The organism is Stenotrophomonas sp. B1-1, assembly GCF_010894375.1.
GTDB lineage: Bacteria > Pseudomonadota > Gammaproteobacteria > Xanthomonadales > Xanthomonadaceae > Stenotrophomonas.
In genome coordinates, this window is record NZ_JAAIUZ010000033.1 from 1 (window position 1) to 21,924 (window position 21,924).

23 protein-coding genes are annotated in these 21,924 nt (G+C 64.8%); 13 read left to right on the forward strand and 10 right to left on the reverse strand.

Features of this window, described 5'->3' with window-relative positions; genetic code table 11:
* Nucleotides 1-127: 127 nt before the first annotated feature.
* Complete coding sequence (locus G4G00_RS20635; protein WP_108751139.1) at nucleotides 128-466, reverse strand: P-II family nitrogen regulator; 339 nt, start codon at nucleotides 464-466, stop codon at nucleotides 128-130.
* Between the two features lie 136 nt (nucleotides 467-602).
* Between G4G00_RS20635 and G4G00_RS20640 the strand changes: the two genes are divergently transcribed.
* From G4G00_RS20640 to G4G00_RS20655, 4 genes are all read left to right on the forward strand, one after another.
* Entirely contained in the window at nucleotides 603-854 is a 252-nt protein-coding gene (locus G4G00_RS20640; protein WP_108754433.1) for an accessory factor UbiK family protein, read from the forward strand.
* Between the two features lie 490 nt (nucleotides 855-1,344).
* Nucleotides 1,345-1,701 carry a hypothetical protein gene (locus G4G00_RS20645; protein ID WP_108754434.1) on the forward strand — a complete coding sequence of 119 codons (357 nt, stop codon included), beginning with the start codon at nucleotides 1,345-1,347 and terminating at the stop codon, nucleotides 1,699-1,701.
* 4 nt (nucleotides 1,702-1,705) lie between these two features.
* Nucleotides 1,706-2,200, forward strand: a complete 495-nt coding sequence (locus G4G00_RS20650; protein WP_164276213.1) for a cold-shock protein — start codon at nucleotides 1,706-1,708, stop codon at nucleotides 2,198-2,200.
* Between the two features lie 430 nt (nucleotides 2,201-2,630).
* Nucleotides 2,631-2,936: a hypothetical protein gene (locus G4G00_RS20655; RefSeq protein ID WP_108754436.1), complete on the forward strand. Its 306-nt coding sequence runs from the start codon at nucleotides 2,631-2,633 to the stop codon at nucleotides 2,934-2,936.
* 229 nt (nucleotides 2,937-3,165) lie between these two features.
* Here G4G00_RS20655 and G4G00_RS20660 read toward each other — a convergent pair whose 3' ends face one another.
* Nucleotides 3,166-3,702 (reverse strand): hypothetical protein, encoded by a 537-nt coding sequence (locus G4G00_RS20660; RefSeq protein WP_108754437.1) that lies wholly within the window; start codon nucleotides 3,700-3,702, stop codon nucleotides 3,166-3,168.
* 372 nt (nucleotides 3,703-4,074) lie between these two features.
* Here G4G00_RS20660 and G4G00_RS20665 point away from each other — a divergent pair, with 372 nt between their 5' ends.
* Nucleotides 4,075-5,616 carry a YifB family Mg chelatase-like AAA ATPase gene (locus tag G4G00_RS20665; RefSeq protein ID WP_108754438.1) on the forward strand — a complete coding sequence of 514 codons (1,542 nt, stop codon included), beginning with the start codon at nucleotides 4,075-4,077 and terminating at the stop codon, nucleotides 5,614-5,616.
* A 169-nt stretch (nucleotides 5,617-5,785) separates the two neighbouring features.
* On the forward strand, nucleotides 5,786-7,084 hold the full coding sequence (locus tag G4G00_RS20670; RefSeq protein WP_159094018.1) for a S1 family peptidase: 1,299 nt from the start codon (nucleotides 5,786-5,788) through the stop codon (nucleotides 7,082-7,084).
* A gap of 236 nt (nucleotides 7,085-7,320) precedes the next feature.
* Here G4G00_RS20670 and G4G00_RS20675 read toward each other — a convergent pair whose 3' ends face one another.
* Both G4G00_RS20675 and G4G00_RS20680 read right to left on the reverse strand, forming a co-directional pair.
* A complete protein-coding gene (locus G4G00_RS20675; protein ID WP_108754439.1) occupies nucleotides 7,321-8,217 on the reverse strand; it encodes a tyrosine-protein phosphatase in 897 nt (298 codons plus the stop codon).
* 17 nt (nucleotides 8,218-8,234) lie between these two features.
* Nucleotides 8,235-10,502 carry a TonB-dependent receptor gene (locus G4G00_RS20680; RefSeq protein WP_234414575.1) on the reverse strand — a complete coding sequence of 756 codons (2,268 nt, stop codon included), beginning with the start codon at nucleotides 10,500-10,502 and terminating at the stop codon, nucleotides 8,235-8,237.
* Nucleotides 10,503-10,653: 151 nt separating this feature from the next.
* On the opposite strand from G4G00_RS20680, the gene G4G00_RS20685 reads away from it, so the two are divergent.
* Nucleotides 10,654-11,337, forward strand: coding sequence for a TetR/AcrR family transcriptional regulator (locus tag G4G00_RS20685; protein WP_108754441.1), 684 nt, complete (start codon nucleotides 10,654-10,656; stop codon nucleotides 11,335-11,337).
* 42 nt (nucleotides 11,338-11,379) lie between these two features.
* Here G4G00_RS20685 and G4G00_RS20690 read toward each other — a convergent pair whose 3' ends face one another.
* The 6 genes from G4G00_RS20690 to G4G00_RS20715 all read right to left on the reverse strand — a co-directional run bounded on the left by G4G00_RS20690 (nucleotide 11,380) and on the right by G4G00_RS20715 (nucleotide 15,030).
* Complete coding sequence (locus G4G00_RS20690) at nucleotides 11,380-11,805, reverse strand: SMI1/KNR4 family protein (protein WP_159094019.1); 426 nt, start codon at nucleotides 11,803-11,805, stop codon at nucleotides 11,380-11,382.
* Between the two features lie 64 nt (nucleotides 11,806-11,869).
* Nucleotides 11,870-12,067: a GNAT family N-acetyltransferase gene (locus G4G00_RS20695; protein ID WP_164276216.1), complete on the reverse strand. Its 198-nt coding sequence runs from the start codon at nucleotides 12,065-12,067 to the stop codon at nucleotides 11,870-11,872.
* Nucleotides 12,068-12,088: 21 nt separating this feature from the next.
* Complete coding sequence (locus G4G00_RS20700; RefSeq protein ID WP_164276219.1) at nucleotides 12,089-12,589, reverse strand: hypothetical protein; 501 nt, start codon at nucleotides 12,587-12,589, stop codon at nucleotides 12,089-12,091.
* 42 nt (nucleotides 12,590-12,631) lie between these two features.
* The gene (locus G4G00_RS20705) at nucleotides 12,632-13,153 is read right to left on the reverse strand and encodes a DUF6622 family protein (protein WP_164276222.1); all 522 of its coding nucleotides are present in this window, start codon (nucleotides 13,151-13,153) and stop codon (nucleotides 12,632-12,634) included.
* A gap of 102 nt (nucleotides 13,154-13,255) precedes the next feature.
* The gene (locus G4G00_RS20710; RefSeq protein WP_164276225.1) at nucleotides 13,256-14,119 is read right to left on the reverse strand and encodes a methylenetetrahydrofolate reductase; all 864 of its coding nucleotides are present in this window, start codon (nucleotides 14,117-14,119) and stop codon (nucleotides 13,256-13,258) included.
* Entirely contained in the window at nucleotides 14,119-15,030 is a 912-nt protein-coding gene (locus G4G00_RS20715; RefSeq protein ID WP_108757423.1) for a LysR family transcriptional regulator, read from the reverse strand. The genes G4G00_RS20710 and G4G00_RS20715 overlap by 1 nt, the downstream gene beginning before the upstream one ends.
* 75 nt (nucleotides 15,031-15,105) lie before the next feature.
* Here G4G00_RS20715 and msuE point away from each other — a divergent pair, with 75 nt between their 5' ends.
* The 6 genes from msuE to G4G00_RS20745 all read left to right on the forward strand — a co-directional run bounded on the left by msuE (nucleotide 15,106) and on the right by G4G00_RS20745 (nucleotide 21,910).
* A complete protein-coding gene (gene msuE, locus G4G00_RS20720; protein ID WP_164276228.1) occupies nucleotides 15,106-15,696 on the forward strand; it encodes an FMN reductase in 591 nt (196 codons plus the stop codon).
* 15 nt (nucleotides 15,697-15,711) lie between these two features.
* A complete protein-coding gene (locus tag G4G00_RS20725; protein WP_164276231.1) occupies nucleotides 15,712-16,689 on the forward strand; it encodes a DUF1852 domain-containing protein in 978 nt (325 codons plus the stop codon).
* Between the two features lie 48 nt (nucleotides 16,690-16,737).
* On the forward strand, nucleotides 16,738-17,772 hold the full coding sequence (locus G4G00_RS20730) for a methionine synthase (protein WP_164276233.1): 1,035 nt from the start codon (nucleotides 16,738-16,740) through the stop codon (nucleotides 17,770-17,772).
* Nucleotides 17,773-17,838: 66 nt separating this feature from the next.
* Nucleotides 17,839-18,306, forward strand: a complete 468-nt coding sequence (locus tag G4G00_RS20735; protein WP_240336197.1) for a DUF2946 family protein — start codon at nucleotides 17,839-17,841, stop codon at nucleotides 18,304-18,306.
* Between the two features lie 129 nt (nucleotides 18,307-18,435).
* Complete coding sequence (locus G4G00_RS20740) at nucleotides 18,436-20,475, forward strand: TonB-dependent receptor (RefSeq protein WP_164276235.1); 2,040 nt, start codon at nucleotides 18,436-18,438, stop codon at nucleotides 20,473-20,475.
* Nucleotide 20,476: 1 nt separating this feature from the next.
* The gene (locus tag G4G00_RS20745) at nucleotides 20,477-21,910 is read left to right on the forward strand and encodes a PepSY domain-containing protein (RefSeq protein ID WP_164276237.1); all 1,434 of its coding nucleotides are present in this window, start codon (nucleotides 20,477-20,479) and stop codon (nucleotides 21,908-21,910) included.
* Nucleotides 21,911-21,924: the final 14 nt, after the last annotated feature.

The window sequence follows — 21,924 nt, forward strand, 5'->3', positions numbered from 1 at the left end:
CCAGCCACCTATCTCCAGAGTGCCGCTGAACAACGTAGTGGGTTTACACAACTAACAGTCGACTCTACCCCGTCGCGTTCCCGCACCCCGTCGCGGTTCGACACCCCGCCGCCCACACGCCCCCCACTTACAGCGCGTCAGCGTCCAGTTCACCCGTACGAATACGCACCACGCTGCCCAAGTCGTACACAAACACCTTACCGTCGCCGATCTTGCCGGTGCCCGCCGCCTTCACGATCGATTCCACCACGGCCTCCACCTGGTCGTCGGTCACCGCCACTTCCAGCTTCACCTTCGGCAGGAAATCGACCACGTACTCGGCGCCGCGGTACAGCTCGGTATGGCCCTTCTGCCGACCAAAGCCCTTCACCTCGGTTACCGTAATGCCGGTCACCCCGCGCTCGGCCAGCGCTTCGCGCACGTCGTCGAGCTTGAACGGCTTGATTACCGCCATGACCATCTTCATCGCCAATCTCCTGTATTCCGGCGTGGAGGATAGCGCCTGAACGCGCCCGGTGCGAAACCGCCCACGCCTGTGCGGGCGACCGGCCCGGCAGTATCCTTGTGGCCTGCACGGCCCGCCCGCACCCCGGAGTACCCCCATGATCGACCTGAACCAACTGGATGACCTTGCCCGCCGCCTGAGCGACCTGGTGCCGCCGGGCCTGCGCGAATCGCGCGAGGAACTGCAGGCCACCTTCAAGAGCGCGCTGCAGGCCGGCCTGGCCAAGCTGGACCTCGTCACCCGCGAGGAGTTTGAAGTGCAGCGTGCGGTGCTGTTGAAGACCCGCGAAAAGCTGGATGCGCTGGAAGCCACGGTGCGCGAACTGGAAGGGCGCGGCAGCGCGGAGTAAACGAGGCGGCGGTGCAATGCCGCCGTTACTTTGGGCCATAGCTACCGCCCGTAGCGGCGCGGTCGATGTCGCATTTGCCACAGTCAGATGCCTCATAGTGGAAAGTCCGACACATAACGTCCAATCCTTGCAGAAGCGCTGGCCTGCAAGGCTCTCGACGCCGTTCCACGCTGTGCCACAATGCCGAAAGCGACCAGGGCTTTGGCGTCTTTGACCCCATCCCCTTGGCATCTCCAACAACATCTGGCAACTCTGGTAGGGCCACCGAAAACGGGGGGTCGGGCGTCGAAAACCCGGTTTGCTGTTGTTGTTTACGCTTGTCAGCCGGCACCACCGCGCGTGGTGCCGGCTGGCAATCCGTCTGCCGGCTATGGCGGGCGGTGCGTGGGGGTCTTGTACCCGCCGGCCTCAACAGCAACCGGTTTTCGAGCCACGCATCGTCCGCCACCTTTATCGGTGGCGGCTTCTGCCTGCATGCACGGAGCCAGCCATGACCACGCCACACTCCCCGCCACCGCGCCCCATCCAGGAAGCGCCCTCACCCACCCCGGCGCGTGACCCCAACAGCCTGATCGCCGCGCTGCACAGCATCGGCGCCGGTGCTGCCGCCGACGGCCAACCCTGGCCCGAACGCCATCCGCTGCGCAGCCGGCAGATCGCCCTGGCCGACGCCGACTGCGCCCTGACCGGCCAGCGCATCGTGCAGGAACTGCTGCTGGCCGCCGAGCGCACACGCCAGAACGGCGAGCCCGATCAGTACGTGGGCGACCGCGTGATGGAGGGCCTGGTAATGGCCGATGTCGCGCTGACAGCATTCATCCACGAACGCCTGCGGCCACGGGAGTAAGCGCATGAAGAGGAACGTGTTTACCGCAGTTGCGGCCTGCATCGCGCTGTTCGGCACCGTGTGGGCCGCCTGGCCCGCGCCGGCCAGCGAACAGGTGTGGTCGTACCAGAAGCTGCAGCCGGTGGATTACCGCCAACTGCACAGCAATGCGCTCGCCTTCGTTACGGTGAAGAGGCGACAGGGGTTTGAGCTGCGCGCGCGCGATGATGGTGCGGGCCCGGTGTCATTCGAGATCCTGTGCAGAGGCGTGCAGGTGCTGGACGTGGAGAACACGGCCGCGCGCGTGGTGATCCGCATGCCCGGTGATGCGCAGCTGCGCGCGCCGGATATCGAGAACCTGCGCGCCAGTTTCATGCGTTGGATGACCATCTATCAGAACGACAGCTGGCTGCTGATGGAGCGCGCGGGGCCGTCATGGATCGAGCGGCGGATGGAGCCGGGTGGGGCGGTGGCTGAGAGTGAGCGTTGTCTGGTTGGGAGGCATTTGGAGGCTGGTTAGGTGCGTGCCAGTCAATGCCCATGACCAGTCACACCATGTCGGCCAGCCCTCTCGGCGAGCAGAAAGCCCGCCAATTTGAGCACCTTGCCAACCAGCGGCGCAGAGGCTTGGCGGGGTGATGGGGACAGTTGCATCGCCCGCCATGCTGTCGCAATCGGCCAACATTCCGGCCGCAGCTCGGCACCAAGCCCGAAGGGGACATGCCTCACCCACAGCCTACCCACGTGGTAACGGGGCCGGCTCCAGAGGCGTCACTGCCGGAGTGAGCCTGTCAAACGACGTGACCAGCGTCGCGGCAGGAGTTCAGCACTCGTGCATACTCAGCCCAACAACCAAGCAGTCCGTTTCGCTGAACGGAAACGCCTGAACACACAAGAGAGCTGCCATGCGGCACGCCACACCACCTCCCGTTCCCCAGCGACTGCGCGAGATGCTCAAGGACTACCCGGAGCATATTCAAAAATTGCAGGCCGCGTTGAACCACGTAGCCGAAAATCCGTCTACGGGCATACCCGTAATCGAGCAGGCAATCTGGGCGCTGGAGGATGCGCTCGAGAGGTTTGCTCTGGACGCAGGCAAGGAAACCGAAGTGGCCGAAGCCAGCGGCGATCCTCTGGCTGTTGAACAGGCCGCGGCGCGAGAATCATTGATGTTCCTTGCTGCATCAAAGACTGTGTGGGTGGGAGACAGAGAGCTTTCAGAATACTTCCGGGCATCAGGGAAATTCCCTTTATGAGCTATTGACGGTCAACTGGATCCCGCGGTCCACGCAAACACCTTCCAAGAGAAGGTGCTTCCCCGGAGCCGTCTACATGACTTGCCTTCCCATGAAAGCCCCACGGCTATCATTCCAGGAACGCAGCCCGGCTCAGGAAAAGGAAGCCGGCGCCTTGCCCGCGGCATTTGTCGCCTCGGAGACACCCCAGCAAACCAATCGCATCGAATCCATTCATTGCCATTTGATCCTAACGGTCGCCAAAGCCCACCAAGCGCGCCGTCTGACGAGACCAACTTTCCAGGAGATGCTGTGCGCCGGACTCGCCACCATCCCTCAAAGAAGAAAGAACTGCATCCAATTTACGCTGAACCAGATCGGAGATTGGCGAATTCAAAAGTCGCTTCAGCGTGGCATCTGCCGCAGCGAAATCGCCAAGCCGGATGGCGGATATGTATCTTATCCACTCCGAGTAGTCGCTGGTGAAGTCAAGGCCGTCGACATAGACCAACAGATCTGCCGCCGTCCTCACCACCTCAAGGTTACTGGCGTGCGCCTTATGCATCCCGCAGAAGAAATCTTTATCCACTTCCGCGCTTGCAATTCGCTGACCTAGAGACATGTGCAGGAAGGACAAATCATCATAGGTCGGAACTACAAAGGTCCATATGTAGGTGGAGGATGGAGCAGGATCCAGCGCGAAGCCTGAGATGACATCCGGCGTATGAAATGCGATCAAGAAGTTGCCAACGACGCGCAGACCACTGCTCTTCGCCTGGCGCTTCATCCTCCAAAGTGCTATGGATTTCATGCCAAGGCACTCACCTTTCCAGAACACGGTAAAGAATGGTTCCTCGATGCAGATGCTTGTAGTAGTTGCGAGTTTCCGCTGCAGTCAGACCAGCGGCTCCCGACTTCACTATCACATCGGCCCAGGTGTGTAGGCCTCCGTTCGGTTTGGGCGAGGCATGCGATCTGTCTCAAGGCTCTGTAGGAAAAGGGGACTAGCCACCCCACTGGCATGGTGCAATGAGACAGAGCGATCGGTACCCGTACCGTCGACACCCAGAATCCCCCTATCCCCTGCACCCGCAATCCCTGATGGTTTCCCACCCAGCGCTTCCCCCACCATCAAGCGCTCCCCCGCAGGAAACCACACATGAGCCTGGCACTGGTCCACAGCCGCGCCCGCGCCGGGGTCGATGCGCCGCTGGTGCGGGTGGAAGTGCATCTGTCTGGCGGCCTACCGGTCACCCAGATTGTCGGCCTGGCCGAGGCCAGCGTGCGCGAGTCGCGCGAGCGCGTGCGTGCGGCCCTGCTCTGCGCACGGTTCGACTTTCCGCAGCGGCGCATCACCTTGAACCTGGCCCCGGCCGATCTGCCCAAGGAAGGCGGCCGCTACGATCTGGCGATCGCCCTGGGCATCCTGGCCGCCAGCGGTCAGGTCGATCCGCAAGCGCTGCTGCAGTACGAGTTCCTTGGCGAACTGGGCCTGACCGGTGAGCTGCGTCCGGTCAGCGGCGCGCTGCCTGCCGCGATTGCCGCCGCCGAGGTGGGCCGCATCCTGGTGGTGCCGCCCGGCAACGCCGCCGAGGCCGCGCTGGCCGAGCACGCCGATGTGCGCGTGGCCCGCACCCTGCTGGAATGCTGTGCGGGCCTGAGCAACCCGCGCCTGCTGCCACCGGTGCAGCGCGTGGACACCACGCCGCTGCCGCTGCCCGATCTGGCCGATGTGCGTGGGCAGGCGCATGCACGGCGGGCGTTGGAAGTGGCAGCCGCTGGCGGTCATCATCTGCTGCTGATCGGCAGCCCCGGCTGCGGCAAGACCCTGCTGGCCTCGCGCCTGCCCAGCCTGCTGCCCGATACCGACGAGGCCGAGGCGCTGCAGTTGGCTGCCATTGCCTCGGTCAGTGGCGAAGGCCTGGACCCCCGACGTTGGCGGCAGCGGCCGTTTCGAGCCCCGCACCACAGCGCCAGCGCCGCCGCGCTGGTCGGTGGCGGCAATCCACCCTGCCCCGGCGAGATTTCCTTGGCCCATCACGGCGTGCTGTTCCTGGACGAACTGCCCGAGTGGAACCGCAGCGCTTTGGAAACCCTACGCGAACCGCTGGAGTCGGGCCATATCCGCATCGCACGTGCGGCGCGCAGCGTGCAGTACCCCGCGCGATTCCAGCTAGTGGCCGCGATGAACCCCTGCCCGTGCGGCTGGGCCGGCGACCGCAGCAATCGCTGCCTGTGCAGCGATGAACGCATCACCCGCTATCGCGCGCGGGTGTCGGGCCCGCTGCTGGATCGCATCGACCTGCATATCAGCGTGTCACGGCTGGATGCGGTGGAACTTCGCGAGAGCACGCCACTGGGCGAACCCAGCGCCACGGTACGCGCACGGGTGGAAGCAGCACATGCCCGGCAACGTGCACGTGGCGGGCTGAACGCCCATCTGCCGCCCGGCACGCTGCGCACCTGCACGCGGCTCAGCGAAGCCGACCAGGATCTGCTGGAACAGGCGATCGAACGGCTGCAGCTATCAGCGCGGGCGATGCACCGCATTCTGCGCGTCGCCAGGACGATTGCGGATTTGGAGGCGCGCGTGGAGATTGGAACGACCCATCTTGCGGAAGCGATTGGGTATCGGCAGTTGGATCGAGGCTGCACGTCGATTTCCCCGGGATCACGGAACGAATCTGAATCTCCCAAATAGTGACTTCTATCACCTTGGCGGCACTCGACCTTCATCAATTTGGACTGCATCATCATGATGGCATCGATACGTGCGGAGTCGTGCTGCGCTGAAAGGCGCACGCCATTGGAGTTTCGGCGACTGACCGGCCGTCGATTGAACGGAAAAGCCCAGACTACAAGGATGAATAATGAGATTCGGTTCGCGCCTACTGCTATGCGTTTCACTTTCATTGGCAACTGCGGCAGCATCCAGTCAGGAGCGCAAATCTGAATATCTTGAATCGGAGAATGCGATCGATTCAGCACCAGTGAAGACCTATGCACGCGAAGCAGGGATCGGGCTTGAAGAGGCTCGCCTGGCATTGGCGAGGGAGGAACTGGCCGCGTCTCGGATCAGTGAGTTGAGGACCGAGTTTGCAGATCGACTCGCCGGGCTTTTCTGGGCGCGTTCGCCCACCCAGCGTATTGTTGTTCGACTCACTGGCAATCGCCAGGTCGCGGACCGGAACATTCAAACGGATGCTGGCGTTGTGCCGGTCACGTTTGTCACAGGCGCAGCATTTACCGCAGCCGCGCTGGAGGCCAGCCTGCAAGCCGCCGGCCCCAAACTTCGGAAGGCCATTCCTGAGCTCAGCGGTGCATGGGTTGATGAAACCACTGGCACGATCGTGCTGGATGTTGCCGCTCCTGAAGCGTCAACGCGATCTTTCGATGCGGAGCGTGGAGCCATCGAAAAGGCAATGGGATTCCCGGTAGAGTTCCGGTTCTCGCCCCGTCCCACCGACCTAGGCACTCCGCCATCGAATGCAAGACCTGCCCTTCCGGCTGAGCAGGCAAAGCAGGCGCTGCCAAACGTTGGTGGTGGGAGGCAGCTATCTGGCGGAGCCGGACAGTTCTGCACGGCAGGCTTTGCAGTGAAGGATAGTATCTCGGGCGTCAAGGGCGTTCTGACTGCGGGCCATTGCTTCAACGATGCCACCTACACGAACTATCCGGTACCGCCCGCTATTCTGCCCACCGTGATCCTGCCCACAACAATGGTCATGGAAGCCTGGGGGGGCACCGTGGACTTTCAGTGGCACTCCTTCCCGCCCGGACAACCCGTCACTTCCGCTTACTGCACTTCGTTCAACAGCTGCTCCAATGTGGTCATTTACGGTGGTTCTCCTTCAGTGGGCGGCACCGTGTGTCACATGGGGCGTACTACTGGAAGAAGCTGCGGCAAAGTGACCACGCTTTCCTATGTGTTTCAGGGGCCGTGTTCGAACTCCGATCAAGCGACATGCCCATCGGGCACGTGGATCCGTATCGAGGGACCTGATCTGGCATGCGACTACGGCGATAGTGGGGGTCCGGTGTTCAATGGATACAACGCCTACGGCTTGGCCAAAGCGGCGCTGAGTGACGGCCCGCTTGCGGGTTCCTGCGCAATGATGGTGGTCATGCCGATAGGAAGAATTGCGCCTTACGGGCTGCGCTTGCTTTAGTAGCGCGGGATCGCGCAGGTCTACTGCCGCGAGCGCTTTGCCCATTGACCGGAAGGGCCCGTCCTCGCAAGACGGGCCATCCCTGAAGTGCACCGCAGCATCGGAACTGGGCGCCACATCAGCGACGATCTGGCGCCCATTGCCAGTGTGACCGGCACCGGCTCAGGCCAACCGCGCGCACCTCATGGCATTCCACAGGAGTATGTGCGCTGAATCAAAGGCGCCCGCCACCCCACTCAGCCCGCCTGGCCCAAGCGCACCTTCAACTGCTGGATTTCCTGCGCGCTCACGCCAATCGACTTCAGATAGCCCTCGGCGCCGCCGTACTGGCTGTGCAACGCGGCCAGGAACTGCTCCATGTTCTGCGGCGCCGTGCCGGACATGCCGGCCATCTTGCGTGCGATCTCCGGGTGCTGCTCCAGCATCGCCTTGATCTGCGCGTTCATCGCGCTGTCCTTCGGCTGCCCTTCCAGGTAGTGCGCGGAAATGGCGTAGTTGTGCACGATCTGCGCCTTCGGCACACCGGCCAGGTCCAGCAGCAGGCCGGCGATGATGCCGGTACGGTCCTTGCCCGCCGTGCAGTGGAACAGCACGGTGCCGTCCTGCTGCGCGGCAATGCGCTGGAACACCTGCTTGAACTGCGGCTGGCTGTGGCCCAGCCACTGCACATACGCTTCACCCAGCGAATCGGGGAAGGTGGTCATCATCTTCTGCAGATCCATCTTCTCGGTGCCCATCAGCGAAATGCGCTGGTAGGCGAAGCGCGCGTCATCGGCCAGCAGGTCCGGCGACTGGCTCTGTTCGTCGGCGGTACGCAGGTCGATGTCCAGCGTCACCCCGGCGGCAGCCAGCGCGTCGCGGTCGGCGGCGGTCAGGCGGCCCAGATCGGCGGTACGCACAAAGGCCGTGGCCGGAATCGGGCCGTTGCGGCCCTGCAGGCCGGCAAAGCTGCGTACGTTCCATGCGCCCTGCAGCGGAATGACGCGCTGCGCGTCGTCAGCGGTGGGCGCCACATTGGCGGTGGCTGCCGCGGCGCTGGCGGTCGCGGGGCGCGAGGCATCGGCGGCGAAGGCGGGCGCGGCCAGCGGCAGGGCCAGCATCAGGGCCAGGGTCAGTTCGGTGCTGCGGTTCATGTCGGTCTCCAGTGAATTCAGAAGTTGACGGCCACGTCCAGGCCGAAGGTGCGCGGATCGTTGAAGATGCCGGTCTGGCCCAGCGCGGGGCTGTTGAGCTTGTAGAACAGGTGTTCTTCATCCAGCAGGTTGCGCGCCCACAGCGAGAACGACATGGTGGTGCCGGTGTCGTTCAGCGGCACATCCACCAACGCCACGCGTGCGTTCACCACGAACGAGCTGTCGGTCAGCATCTGGTCGTATTCGCTGGTGTAGAAACCGTCGGACCAGTTCCCGTCCAGATGGAACTTCAGTGCGGCGAAGTTGGCGAACGGCACCAAGTAATCCAGCGACAGGCTGCCGGCATTCTCCGGTGCCAGCAGCGGCTGCACGGTAACTGCCACGCCAGCGCCGAACGGGTCGACCGCCGTCTGCGCGTCGATCTTCGTGTAGGCGTAGTTCAAGCCGACCGTCAGGTTCTCGATCGGCATCACGCTGAATTCCAGCTCGGCGCCGCGTGACTTGCCATCGCTCAGCGCGTTGGTTGTCACCATGGTGGTGCGGGTTTCGCCGCTGTTGGGATCGAACGGCAGCGAGAAATCCATCTGCTTGTGCGCGATCTTAGAATCGAACAGCGCCAGGTTCAGGCGTGCGCGGTTATCCCAGAACTGCGATTTGAAACCCAGTTCGTAGGCAGTCACTTCTTCCGGCGCGAAGGCGGTGTAGGTGGTGGACCGCGAGTTGGCGCCGCCTGCCTTGAAGCCGGTGCTGTATTTGGCATAGACCATGGCCTGCTCGCCGATGTCATAGGCGATGTTGACCATCGGGTCGAAGCGGCTCCAGGAATCGTTGAATGCCAGCTGGGTGGCGGCGCCATTGACGATGTACAGGCTGCCCTTCTTGTCGTCGCGCGTGTAGCGGCCACCGGCGGTCAGGTGCAGGCGCTCCAGCGCAGCGGGCGTCCAGGTGGCCTGGCCGAACACACCCAGGCTGTCGGTCCACGCTTTGCTGGCGCGGTCGATACGCACCTTGGAAAGGTCCAGCGGATTGGTGGCCGGGTTCACCGTGTAGCTGTTGCCACCCGGGCCCCACACCAGCATGTTCGGGGTCTGCGCGTTGTCACCGGCGGTCTCGTGGTAATAGAACGCGCCGCCCAGGAACTGCACCTGCGAGGTGTTGCCGATCAGCTGGAATTCCTGGCTGTACTGGTGCTGGTAGACCTGCGCCAGGCTGTAGCGACCGAAGGCCGTGCCGGCACCGCCGTATGCGGAAATCGCATCGACCAGGCCCATGTCGAACTGGCCCTGGGTCAGTTCGCGGTACGAGCTGATCGATTTCAGTTCCAGCGCATCACTCAGCGTCCATGACAGGTTGAGCAGGTGGCCACTGGTGCGGCCCACGTTGTCTTCCTGCGGTCCGCCCAGGATCGCGCTGTCACGCCGGTCCTGGCTGGCACCGGCAATCTGCAGCGGGCTGAGGTACGCGCCCGGCACCAGCACCTGGGTGTGGTACGGCGTGGTGGCGTCGTAAGAACGGTCGAAAGCATACAGCGCGGAGAAATCATCGCTGGGCTGCCACAGCGCACTCAGGCGCGCACCGCGCTTGTCGTAGCTGTTGAAATCGCGCTCACCGCGCATCGGGTTATCGGTGGTGCCGCCACGGCGGGCCTGCACGGCATCGATCTTGAAGCTGACGTCGCCCACCTTGGGCAGGTCCAGGTGCAGCGCGCTGTTATAGCCGCTGAAATTGGACACGCCCGCACTGACGCTGCCGCCGAACTCGCCGATGGGCGCCTTGGTCACGATACTGACCGCACCGCCTTCGGTATTGCGCCCGAACAGCGTGCCCTGGGGGCCCTTCAGCACTTCGATGCGCTCCACGTCGTACAGCATGCTGCCCAGGCCCTGCGCGCGGCCCATGAACACGCCGTCCACGTAGATACCCACGCCGGCATCGCGCGCCGGCTGGTTCGCATCCCCGGAGGCGCCGATGCCACGAATGCCGATGTTCAGCGCCGAACTGCGCGTGGCAAACGGGGTGACCCGCAGCGAGGGAATGGAGCCATCGGACAGGCTGCCCAGCGAAATCGCGCTGCGATCCTTCAGCGCCTCGGCATCGACCACCGACACCGAGATGGGCGTTTCCTGCAGGTTGGTAGCGCGCTTCTGCGCGGTCACCACCACCTGGTCCAGGGCCACCACATCGTGGTTGACGCCGGCGCTGGCCGCCGCGTTGGCTTCGGTGGTGGGAAGGTCTTCGGCCTGGGCCACGCCGGCGAGCGTGGCGGCAATAGCGAGGGTCAACAACTGACGGGGCAACGTGGGGTAGCGCATCGATGTCGGTCGCGGAAGGGAGGAGGCGGCCGCAGTCTGGGTGCGTGAAATGACAGGTGAATGACCGTTCATTCACACATTCGATAACGTAAGATCGGGCCATTGGACGCTTTCAGATCACGCAATGACGCCGACCGACACCCCGCTTGCCAGCGCTGACGACACCGCCACCGCCCATGCCTACGCCCAGCGCCGGAAGATCCTGGATGCGGCGCAACGCTGCTTCATCACCCGCGGTTTCCACGCCGGTTCGATCAGCGAGATCGCTGCCGCAGCGGAGATCAGCCAAGGGCTGATGTACCGCTATTTCGACAACAAGCGTGCGCTGATCCTGGCGCTGATCGAGCGACAACTTGCCCACGACCAGGCGTCGATCCGGCACATGCCCGCCTCGGCCGACCTGGCCGACGGGCTGCTGGCCTGCTACCAGCACTGGGCACGCGGCGAGGTGCTGGACACCCATGCCAATGCCATCGCCAGCGTTGCGCTTTATTCGGAAATCAACGCCGAAGCGCACCGCGACCCCGTAGTGGCCGAGGTGCTGCGCCGGCACGACAAGCAGACCACCGAAGCCATCCATGCCTGGCTGCGCGAGCATGATCGCGCCCGTGGCGTGGCGGTTGAGGAAGACGCGATCGAGCAGCGTACGCTGCTGCTGCGCCTGCTGGTGGAAGGCCTGGCGATGCGCGCCGTGCGCGACCCGGATCTGCAGCCGGACGCCCTGCATGCACTGTTGAGCCGTGCCGTTGCGCGGGTGATGGGGGATGGTTCGGGCGAGCGGAATGATGCTCTTCGGCAGCCGGAATAGGCGTCAGGCCCAGGGCGTTTTCCCGCAAGCGGCCGCGGCCGGCTAGCGCGCTTCCTGCTGCCGCCGCTCGATGCCTTCCATCAGTTCCTCGAACGAGTCTTCAATCAGCATCAGCTCATCGTCTTCCAGCAGGTGAAGATAGATGTGCCCGTAATCCTCATCGCGCAGTGAAAGCACGTAGCAGTTCCCGAAATTGTCTTCGGCGAATGGCACGTACTCGGCTAGATGGGGAAACCCTTGGATGTAATCCCGGTGCAGGTTTTCGATGCAGGTGCGGCCATCACCCACGGCAATCAAGGAAGCCACGCCGGTAGGGTCGGTATCCTCGTCTTCGCCCCGCAGGTAGCCACCGTTGGCGCTGCGGTAGAAGGCGAGCATGGCCGGGGGAAGCTTGTTGCCGAAGTAGGCATTGAAACGCGCGAGGGTCGCGTCATCCACCAGCGGCGAGGAGTCGATGAGTTTCAACATGCGTGTACGTTGGGCGCTTCCGATTCTGCGAGCATCCTGCCATGCGCGGGGCGCCTTGGCGCGCTTACGGCGTGCACGCCACCTCCCACTGTCCATAGGCTTTCAGGCCAAGCGACTGCGCAAGCCGGTTGGAGGCGACGTTGTCATGCTGGCAGCGGTACTGCGCATCGTATCCACGCGTGCCGGCATACTCGATCATGGTTCGCACCAGGGCTGCTGCCAGCCCTTTGCCGCGTGCACGGGGCAGGGTCAGCACCCCCATGTCCGCGATGTCCTCGCCACCTCAGGGGTAAAGACTGGAGACCGCCAGAAGCTCGGATTCAATGAACGCCCCGAAGGTCGCCCAGTGCCCCAGCTCGACTGACGCATCATCCTGGTCAGCCACCGGGGTCTGTGCCATGAATCCTTCAAAAATCGCAGCATCGTCAGGTACGAGCTGGCGCACCTCGATCGCGCTGCTGTCGCGCGCGACAGGCACTCCCTGTTCGCCAACGTGGTAGATGACATCCGGCGCGTGCATCTCGATGCCAGCGCTCTGCAGCGCCTTGCGCAGCCCTTGCAACGATACCGCCGGGCCACCCGGTGCAAACCGCAACGCAGAGGCAACGCGCTCGGATACCGCAGCGCGCGTAGCGCCGTCGGTGGTCACCAGAATCATGGCCCGCCGCTGCTCGGCAAGCTGCGGGTTGATGGCCAGCCGGAATGCATCCACCGTCGGAACGGGAATTCCCGCGTCGAACAGGCCATTCCAGTACTGGGCCACGTTGCAGGTCGGTTTGAACATCGTACGTCTCACATCCTTGTTCAAGCGTACTCGGAGATTGAATCAACCCGCCACACCCAGCGCGCCACCACCCGCACCGCGCCGCACTGCCACCACGTACCGGCAGAACTTGCCCAGGAAAATGCCGGCAAAGCCACCCGAGGTCAGCAGATACGCCGCAGTGAACCCGGCATGGCCCGCCAGCGCCGGCGACACCGCGAAGGCCACTTCAAACCCATACTTCACCAGGAAGGTGACCAGCAGCAGCGGCAGCAGGCTGTAGTCCGGGCTGCGGCGCAGCTTGCCGGTGGCCGGGTTCAGCGCCAGCGTCGCGCGGCGCAGCAGCAGCCAGCCAAGGGCCGCACCGGCAGCGATGCCGACCAGCCATTCACCCCAGGCCTGCAGCGAGCCACCGTAGCGATGGCTGATGGACCATGCGCCCCAGACAAGGAACAGGGCCGGCACGATCGCCAGCCGCACCAGCGAACTTTCACCCGGCTTCATGGCGGCGATGCCGCGGTACACCAGGAAGGCCAGCAGGGCCCAGACCCAGAGCGGGGTGTGCGAGAGGATCTGCATGATCATTGCGGGGAATTCCTTGTCGGCAGGGTGAGGGCGTGCTGCAGTTATCTGACGCCTCGATTATGGTGCTGCACGAAACCGCCACAAGTGACAGGTGTCAGCCGCTTACCCTGACCGGGCGTTGCGCCGGTACTGCTGCACCCAGTCCAGCGACGGCGCGATGCCGCCGAAGGGAAACAGGTGCGGGCTGACCGGGCCAAGCTCGTCGCCCAGTCCGGCCAGCAGCTTGTCCACGAACCGGTCCGGCCCTGCCGAGCCCAGCAGGCGGCCCAGGGAAATGCCGTAGCGGGCCAGCATGGCCGTGCTCGCGCCGACCCCGCACATGGCCGCATAGCGCACCAGCCGCGTGACGCTGGCCGGCCCGGGAATGCCCACCAGCACCGGGTGCGCCACGCCGCGTGCGCGCAGTGCATTCAACCAGGCCAGCACTATTTCGGCATCGAAGGCGAACTGGGTGATGATCCACGGCGCCATGCCGCGTGCTTCAATGCGCTGGCACTTGTTTTCCAGCACCTGCCAGCGCTGCGCGGCGGTCATGACCGGGTGGGTTTCCGGGTGCCCGCCCACGGCCACCACCTTGATGCCGGCGCGTTCCAGCAGACCGGTTTCGATGATCGACATACTGTCGGCGAACGGCCCGGCCGGCGCCGCCAGATCGCCGGCAATCACCAGGCAACGCTCCACGCCGGCCTCGCCCACGGCCCGCTGGATGAAACGTTGCAGCGCGGCCTGCGTGTCGATGCGGCGTGCCGACAGGTGTGGCATCGGCTGGAAGCCCAGCTCGCGTATGGCCCGTGCCGCCGCCAGCCGCGCCTCGTCATCTTCGCTGGCCAGGTAGGGAATGGAGATGGTGGTGCCCGGCGCGATGCGTGCGGCCTCGGCGCGCAGGGCCTGCACGGCCTTCGCGCTCACTTCCCACGAACACGCATCCAGGAAAGCCCGCGCCCTGGCCCCGGTTTCCATGGACATCAGCTGGCCCCGTGTGCGCGCGCGACCGCCGAACTGCCGCGTGCCAGATCCACGAAGGCCCGCAGATAGTCGATGGCGGTATCCGATTCGCGCGCGCCCAGGTAGATCTGCTTGGGAATGCCCTTCGCGCCCAGGCGCACCGGCACCACGTCCATGCGTGCGGCGTACTCTTCCACCAGCCAGCGCGGCATGGCCGCCACGCCACGGCCGCTGGCCACCATCTGCATCATGATGTCGGTGGTTTCAATCGCCTTGTGGCGGCGCGGGGTCACCCCCGCCGGCAGCAGGAACTGGTTGTAGATATCCAGCCGCTCGAATGGCACCGGGTAGCTGATCAGCACTTCCTGGGTCAGCTGGCGCGGCTTTACATGGTCCACCTTGGCCAGCGGATGGTTGCTGGCCACCACCAGCACCTGCTCGTAATCGAACACCGGCACGAAGGTCAGGCCCGGCTTCAACAGCGGGTCGGGGGTCACCAGCAGATCGATCTCGTAGCCGAACAGGGCGCCGATGCCGCCGAACTGGAACTTCTGCTTCACGTCCACGTCCACGTCGGGCCAGGCGGCCAGGTAGGGCGACACAATCTTCAGCAGCCACTGGTAGCAGGGGTGGCATTCCATGCCGATGCGCAGCGAGCCGCGCTCGCCCTGGGCGAACTGGCCCAGCCGCTCTTCGGCCAAATCCAGCTGCGGCAGCACGCGGTTGGCCACGGCCAGCAGGTACTGGCCGGCCTGGGTCAGGCGCAGGTTGCGGCCCTCGCGCAGCCAGACATCGGTGCCCAGCTGCTGTTCCAGCTTCTTCATGCTGTGGCTCAGGGCCGACTGGGTCAGGTTCAGCACGCCGGCGGCGGCGGTGAGCGAGCCCTGCAGTTCAACCTGCTGGACGATGCTGAGGTGGATACGTTCCAGCATGTCTATGAGCCCCGCTCATGGATGTGTGAAGTAAAACCATTTTACGTCATGGAACGCCCTGACTAGCATCGGGTCATGCTTTCTCCCCACCGCCCCCTCCGAATCGTCGCCGTTTCCGGCGGCCTGCAGCGCCCCTCGCGGGCGGCCACCCTGTGCGAACACCTGCTGGACCTGCTGGGCGACCACCTGCCCAACCAGCCACAGCTGATTGAGCTGGGTGAACTGGCCCCGCAACTGGCTGGGGCGCTGTGGCGTTCGCAGTTGCCCGACAGCGCCGAACAGGCGCTGGCTGCGGTTGAACAGGCCGATGTGCTGGTGGTCGCCACGCCGGTCTACCGCGGCTCGTACACCGGCCTGTTCAAGCACTTCTTCGATTTCATCCAGCAGGACGCGCTGGTCGATACCCCCATCCTGCTGGCCGCCACCGGCGGCAGCGAGCGCCACGCGCTGATGATCGACCACCAGTTGCGACCGCTTTTCAGCTTCTTCCAGGCCCGCACCCTGCCGCTGGGGGTGTACGCCACCGACAAGGACTTCGCCGACGGCCGCGTACACGACCCGGCCCTGCTGCAGCGCGCCGAACTGGCCGTGCAGCGCGCCCTGCCGCTGCTGGCGCTGTCCCACCGCCCCTTGCCGCAGCCCGCCGCCACCCTTGCAACCCTCTGAACCGGAATGCCGCCCATGAGCACAGACACCTTTACCTTCAGCATCACGCGCATCCCGTTCAACGAGGATTACCAGCCGGCCGACGGCACCCGCATCACCACCAACTTCGCCAACCTGGCACGCGGCGCGGCGCGGCAGCAGAACCTGCGCAACACGCTGAGCATGATCAACAACCGCTGCAACGACCTGGCGCACTGGGACAACCCCAACGCCGATCGCTACGTGGTGGAGCTGGACATCATTTCGGTGGAGATGCACATCGACGGCAGCGATGGCAGCGACCCGTTCCCGCTGATCGAAGTGCTGCGCCCCACCCTGGTGGATACGCACACCGGCGCGCGCACCGAAGGCATCGTCGGCAATAACTTCTCGTCCTACGTGCGTGACTACGATTTCAGCGTAGTGCTGCCGGCCAGCAACGAGGGCAAGGACAGCTTCGCCATTCCCGAAGACTTCGGCGATCTGCACGGCAAGCTGTTCAAGCACTTCCTGCAGTCCGACGCCTACCGCACCCACTTCAACAAGGCGCCGGTCATCTGCATCAGCGTTTCCAGCAGCAAGACCTACCACCGCACCGAGAACCACCACCCCATCCTGGGCGTGGAATACCGCCAGGGTGAGTTCTCGCCCACCGACCAGTACTTCGACAAGATGGGCCTGCAGGTGCGCTACTTCATGCCGCCGGGCAGCGTTGCGCCGCTGGCGTTCTATTTCCAGGGCGACCTGCTGGGCGATTACTCGAACCTGGAACTGATCGGCACCATCAGCGTGATGGAAGCCTTCCAGAAGATCTACCGCCCGGAGATCTACAACGCCAATTCGGTGGCCGGCAAGGTCTACCAGCCCAGCCTGAAGCACCAGGACTATTCGTCCACCCGCATCGTCTACGACCGCGAAGAGCGCAGCCAACTGGCCGTGAAGCAGGGCCGCTTCACCGAAGAACACTTCATCAAGCCCTACCGCAGCGTGCTTGAGCAGTGGGCTGCGCGCTGATCGCTGTTCACTCGATTCCCCTCCCCAGGACACAAGACCCCGATACCGATGAAGAAACTACTGCCGACCTCCACCGCCGGAAGCCTGCCCAAGCCGTCGTGGCTTGCCGAGCCTGAAAAGCTCTGGTCCCCCTGGAAACTGCAGGATGACGCGCTGACCGAGGGCAAGCAGGACGCGCTGCGCCTGTCGCTGCAGGAACAGCAGCACGCCGGCATCGATATCGTGAGCGACGGCGAGCAGACCCGGCAGCACTTCGTCACCACCTTCATCGAACACCTGGACGGCGTGGATTTTGACAAGCGCGAAACCGTGCGCATCCGCAACCGCTACGACGCCAGCGTGCCCACCGTGGTGGGCGCGGTCAGCCGGCCGAAGGCGGTGTTCGTGGAAGATGCCAAGTTCCTGCGCCGGCAGACCGCACAGCCGATCAAGTGGGCCCTGCCCGGCCCGATGACCATGATCGACACGCTGTACGACGCGCACTACAAGAGCCGCGAGAAGCTGGCCTGGGAATTCGCGAAGATCCTCAACGAGGAAGCGAAGGAACTGGAAGCGGCCGGGGTGGACATCATCCAGTTCGACGAACCGGCCTTCAACGTATTCTTCGACGACGTGAACGACTGGGGTGTGGCCACCCTGGAGCGTGCCATTGAAGGGCTGAAGTGCCAGACCGCCGTGCACATCTGCTACGGCTACGGCATCAAGGCCAACACCGATTGGAAGCAGACGCTGGGTTCGGAATGGCGGCAGTACGAAGAATCGTTCCCCAAACTGCAGAAATCCAGCATCGATCTGATCTCGCTGGAATGCCACAACTCGCATGTGCCGATCGACCTGATTGAACTGGTGCGCGGCAAGAAAGTGATGGTGGGCGCGATCGATGTGGCGTCCAGCACGGTGGAAACGCCGGAAGAAGTGGCCAACACCCTGCGCAAGGCGCTGCAGTTCGTGGACGCCGACAAGCTGTACCCCTGCACCAACTGCGGCATGGCGCCGCTGCCGCGCGAGGTGGCACGCGGCAAGCTGCGGGCGCTGAGTGCAGGTGCGCAGATCGTGCGCGAGGAGCTTGCGGGGATTCGCTGAAGGCGAATCCAGTGGGTGCGACCGCGTGTCGCACCCCGTTCCCGTCTGCCGGTCCAGCGCCCAGCCTTGGCCTACAATGCCGGCGTGCGCGCCGTTCCCTTCCACCGCAGCCTGACCCTGATGGCGGCCATCGCCATGCTGCTCATCGTGGCTGCGCCACTGCTGAGCCGGTGGATCGCCCACAGTCCAGAAGCACCACGCGTGCACACCCTGCACGCGGCTGAACAGGGCGGCCCAGCGCCACACGAACACCACAGCAGCGCGCACCACCACCACGGCAGCGAAAGCGCTGTGGCCATGACCGCGCATGCCGACACTACGGCAGCCAACAACGACCCCCACGCCAACCATGACATGGGCGTGGACTGCGACTACTGCCTGATTGCCGCGCGCATGGTCAGCCTGCTGGTAGCGCTGCTGATCGCACTGATCGGCTGGCGACCGCCGCAGTTCGCACGCACCTGGGCGCTGCAGTGGGGCGCCAGCATCGCCGCCGGACACCTGGGCGCCCGCGGGCCCCCGCAGCGGGCCTGATCATCCGCGCCTGACGCGCGGCTTACCTGCCAATGCTCCCAACGCCTGCGCCTGGCCGCGCGGGCGTAGCGGCGTTTCCCGATTTCTGCACTACCGGTCTGCTGGCCGGTGGTGCCGCGTGCTGTGACCATGACCCAGAACCCTACCCGCACTCCCCTGTCGCTCAGCCTGGCCGTTGCGCTGGGCTGCCTGTGCCTGTTGCCATCCGCCGCTTCCGCGCAGGACGGTACCGCACTCACCCTGGGCACCGTCCAGGCCACGGCCACCGACGCCTGGGACCGCAGCGCCCGCGCGGTCTTCAGCTCGGTCGACGTCATCGGCGGCGACGTGCTGCAGTCGCAGCGCGTTGAACACAGCTGGGAGCTGCTGATGAACGCCCCCGGCGTGCAGGTGACCCAGTTCAAGATGGGTACCGATGCGGGGCGTTTCTCATTCCGCGGCTTCAACGGCGAAGGCCGCATCAATGCGGTGAAGCTGCTGATCGACGGCATTCCCAGCAACGACAACGCCGGGGGCATGCCCTACCTGGATGCAGTCTGGCCGCTGGATATCACCGCCATGGAGATCGTGCGCGGCACCAACGACGCGCGCTACGGCCTGAACGCCATCGCCGGCGACGTCAACGTGGTCACCCGCCAAGGCGGCAATGACGGCCAACTGAGCATGACCGCAGGCAGCTTCGGTACGCAGGACCTGCAGCTGGCGAAAGGCTTCGAGCGTGGGCCATGGTCGCAGAACTACTTCATCGGCTGGCGCCAGTCGGCGGGCGAGCGCGACCATGCCGATGCCACCCAGCGCAGCTTCGCCGGCAAGTGGTTCTACACCGACCCTGACGGCACCTGGCGCGGCGGCCTGACCACCCGCTACTACAGGAACGCGGCCTTGGAAGCGGGCTACCTGAGCTACCCGCAACTGCAGGCCGACCCCACCCAGTCCCCCGACTACGCCAGGGATGACCGCAGCGAACGCGAGACCCGGCAGACCGCACTGCACGTGGACGGGCGTATCGGCAGCGACTGGCACTGGACCGCCAAGGCCTACCAGAATGACTACCGCAACCAGCGCTGGGTCACCTTCACCGAAGGCGGTGCGCAGCAGGAACGCTTCAACGATGAACGCCAGCGCGGGCTGATGGTCAATGCCAGCTGGCGGCCGGCTACCGCGTTGGCCGAACTGGTGGTCGATGCCGGTGTGGATGGGCAGTGGCAGGACAACATCGCCCAGCGCTTCCGCACCGTGCAGCGCCAGCGCCAGGCCACCCTGCGTAACTGGGATTTCAACCTGGATACGCGCGGTGCCTACGTGCAGGCGGTGATCCGGCCAATCGACCGGCTGAAATTGGTACCGGCCTACCGCGTGGATCGCATCTACGGTGACTTCACCGATGTGTCCTCGGGCACCACGGCACCGGTGTACCACTACGGGCTGATCAAGCAGCCCAAGTTCAGTGCCTCCTATTCCATCACCGACGCCGTGGTGGCCTATGCCAACTGGGGGCGCACTTTCCAGATCGGCAGTGGCAATGGTGCCTACCGCACGCAGGCGCAGGATCTAGCGCCGTCGATCAACGAGGGCTGGGAAGCCGGGCTGAAATGGTCCCCGGCGGCGGGCCTGCAGACGCGCGTTGCCGTCTGGGAACAGACCGCGTCGGATGAAGTGGCCACGATCCTGGGCGTGAACGGTACGGTCGGCAGCAACGAGGTGGGCAACGTGGGCAAGACCCGGCGACGTGGCTGGGACCTGCAGGCCAACTGGCAACCCGATGCACGCTGGCGCGCATGGGCATCGTATTCGCGGCAGAAGGCTACGATCGAGGTCCCCGATCCGAGCGCACCGGCCACGCGGGGTCGGCAGATCGAGAACGTGCCGAACTGGCTGGCCAGCGCAGGTGTGGAATTCAGCCCCGTGCCGGACTGGACCTTCAGTGCCTGGGGCAATGGCCAGGGCGACTACTACGTGGAACGCACCAACACCTTGGGCCGCTACGGCGGCTATGCCCTGCTCAATGTGAGTGCCGCCTACCGGCTGAACCCGCGCAACCAGCTGATGCTGCAGCTGAAGAACGCGACCGATCGCGCCTATCTGTACGCGTGGTATGACAGCGGATCGTCGGGCTATTCGCCCGGCGATGGCCGCGCGCTCTACCTGACCTGGACCCGGGAGCTCTGAGATGCAATCCAGCAGCACAGCGCCTGTCGTCGAGCCCCTGCGCTTCTACCGCGCCGTATGGCGATGGCATTTCTACGCCGGGCTGTTCGTCCTGCCCTTCATCGCGTGGCTGGCGTTGACCGGTGCCGTCTACCTTTATCAGAAGCCCATCGACCGCTGGGTACATGCAGGTCTGAAGGTAGTGCAACCCACCGGTGCAGCCGCAGTGCTGCCCAGCGCGAACATCGCCGCCGTGCAGGGTGCAACTGCAGGCGATGTCTTCCGCTACACCACGCCGGAGCGCGCCGACGGTAGTGTGGAAATCGGCGTGATCGAAAAGGATGGGCGGCGACAGGTCTACTACGTGGACCCCGGCACCTCGCGCGTGCTCGGTCACCTGCCGGAGAAAGGTACGTTTTCCGGCGTCGTGCGGCGCCTGCACAGCCTGGACTTGTTGGGCCGCTACGCCAGCGCGCTGATCGAGATCGCCGCAGGCTGGGCGATCCTGCTGGTGGTCACCGGCGTGTATCTGTGGTGGCCACGTGGCCAGAAGGGCGGCGTGACCACGGTGCGCGGGCGGCCGGGCCAGCGACTGTTCTGGCGCGACCTGCATGCGGTCACCGGCGTCTGGGTAGGGCTGGTGCTGCTGTTCCTGGCGGTGACCGGCATGCCGTGGTCGGTGGTCTGGGGCAACCAGGTCAATGCCTGGGCCAATGGACACGACTACGGCTATCCCTCTGGCGTGCGCGTGGATGTGCCGATGTCGCACCAGCGCCTGGCTGACACCACCACCCCCACCTGGTCGATGCAGCAGGCCCAACTGCCGCTGTCTGCACGTGCGCCCGCCCAGCAGGCTGCGCCGTCCAACCATGAAGGTCATGAAGGCCATGAGGAACATGGCGGAAGCATGCGGGGGGATCTGGCACCGCAGGCCGGCACCATCGGCATCGATGCCGCCGTGCAGATCTTCGCTTGCCTGGGTCTGGCACCGGGCTACAGCATCAGCCTGCCGCGTGGAGCCATGGGCGTATATACCGCCTCGGTCTATCCCGAGACGCTGGACCAGCAGCGCGTGGTGCACCTGGACCAGTACAGCGGCAAGGTACTGCTGGACATGACCTACGCCGACTACGGCCTGCTTGGAAGAAGCCTGGAATGGGGCATCAACGTGCACCTGGGGCAGGAATACGGCACGGCCAACCGCCTGTTCCTGCTCGCCGCCTGCGTGGCCATCTTCGTGCTGTGTGCCAGCGGCGCGGTGATGTGGTGGAAGCGCCGGCCGCAGGGTGGCTTGGGTGTTCCGCCCCTGCCCCGGCAGGGCCGCAGCGTGGCCGTCGTGTTCGCGCTGCTGTGCATCGGCGGGCTGCTGTTCCCCTTGGTGGGCGCAACGCTGCTGCTGGTCGGCGTGCTCGATGCGCTGGCCACGCGCGGTTGGCGCACGTCACCAGCGCGTTGAGACGTTGGTTCGAT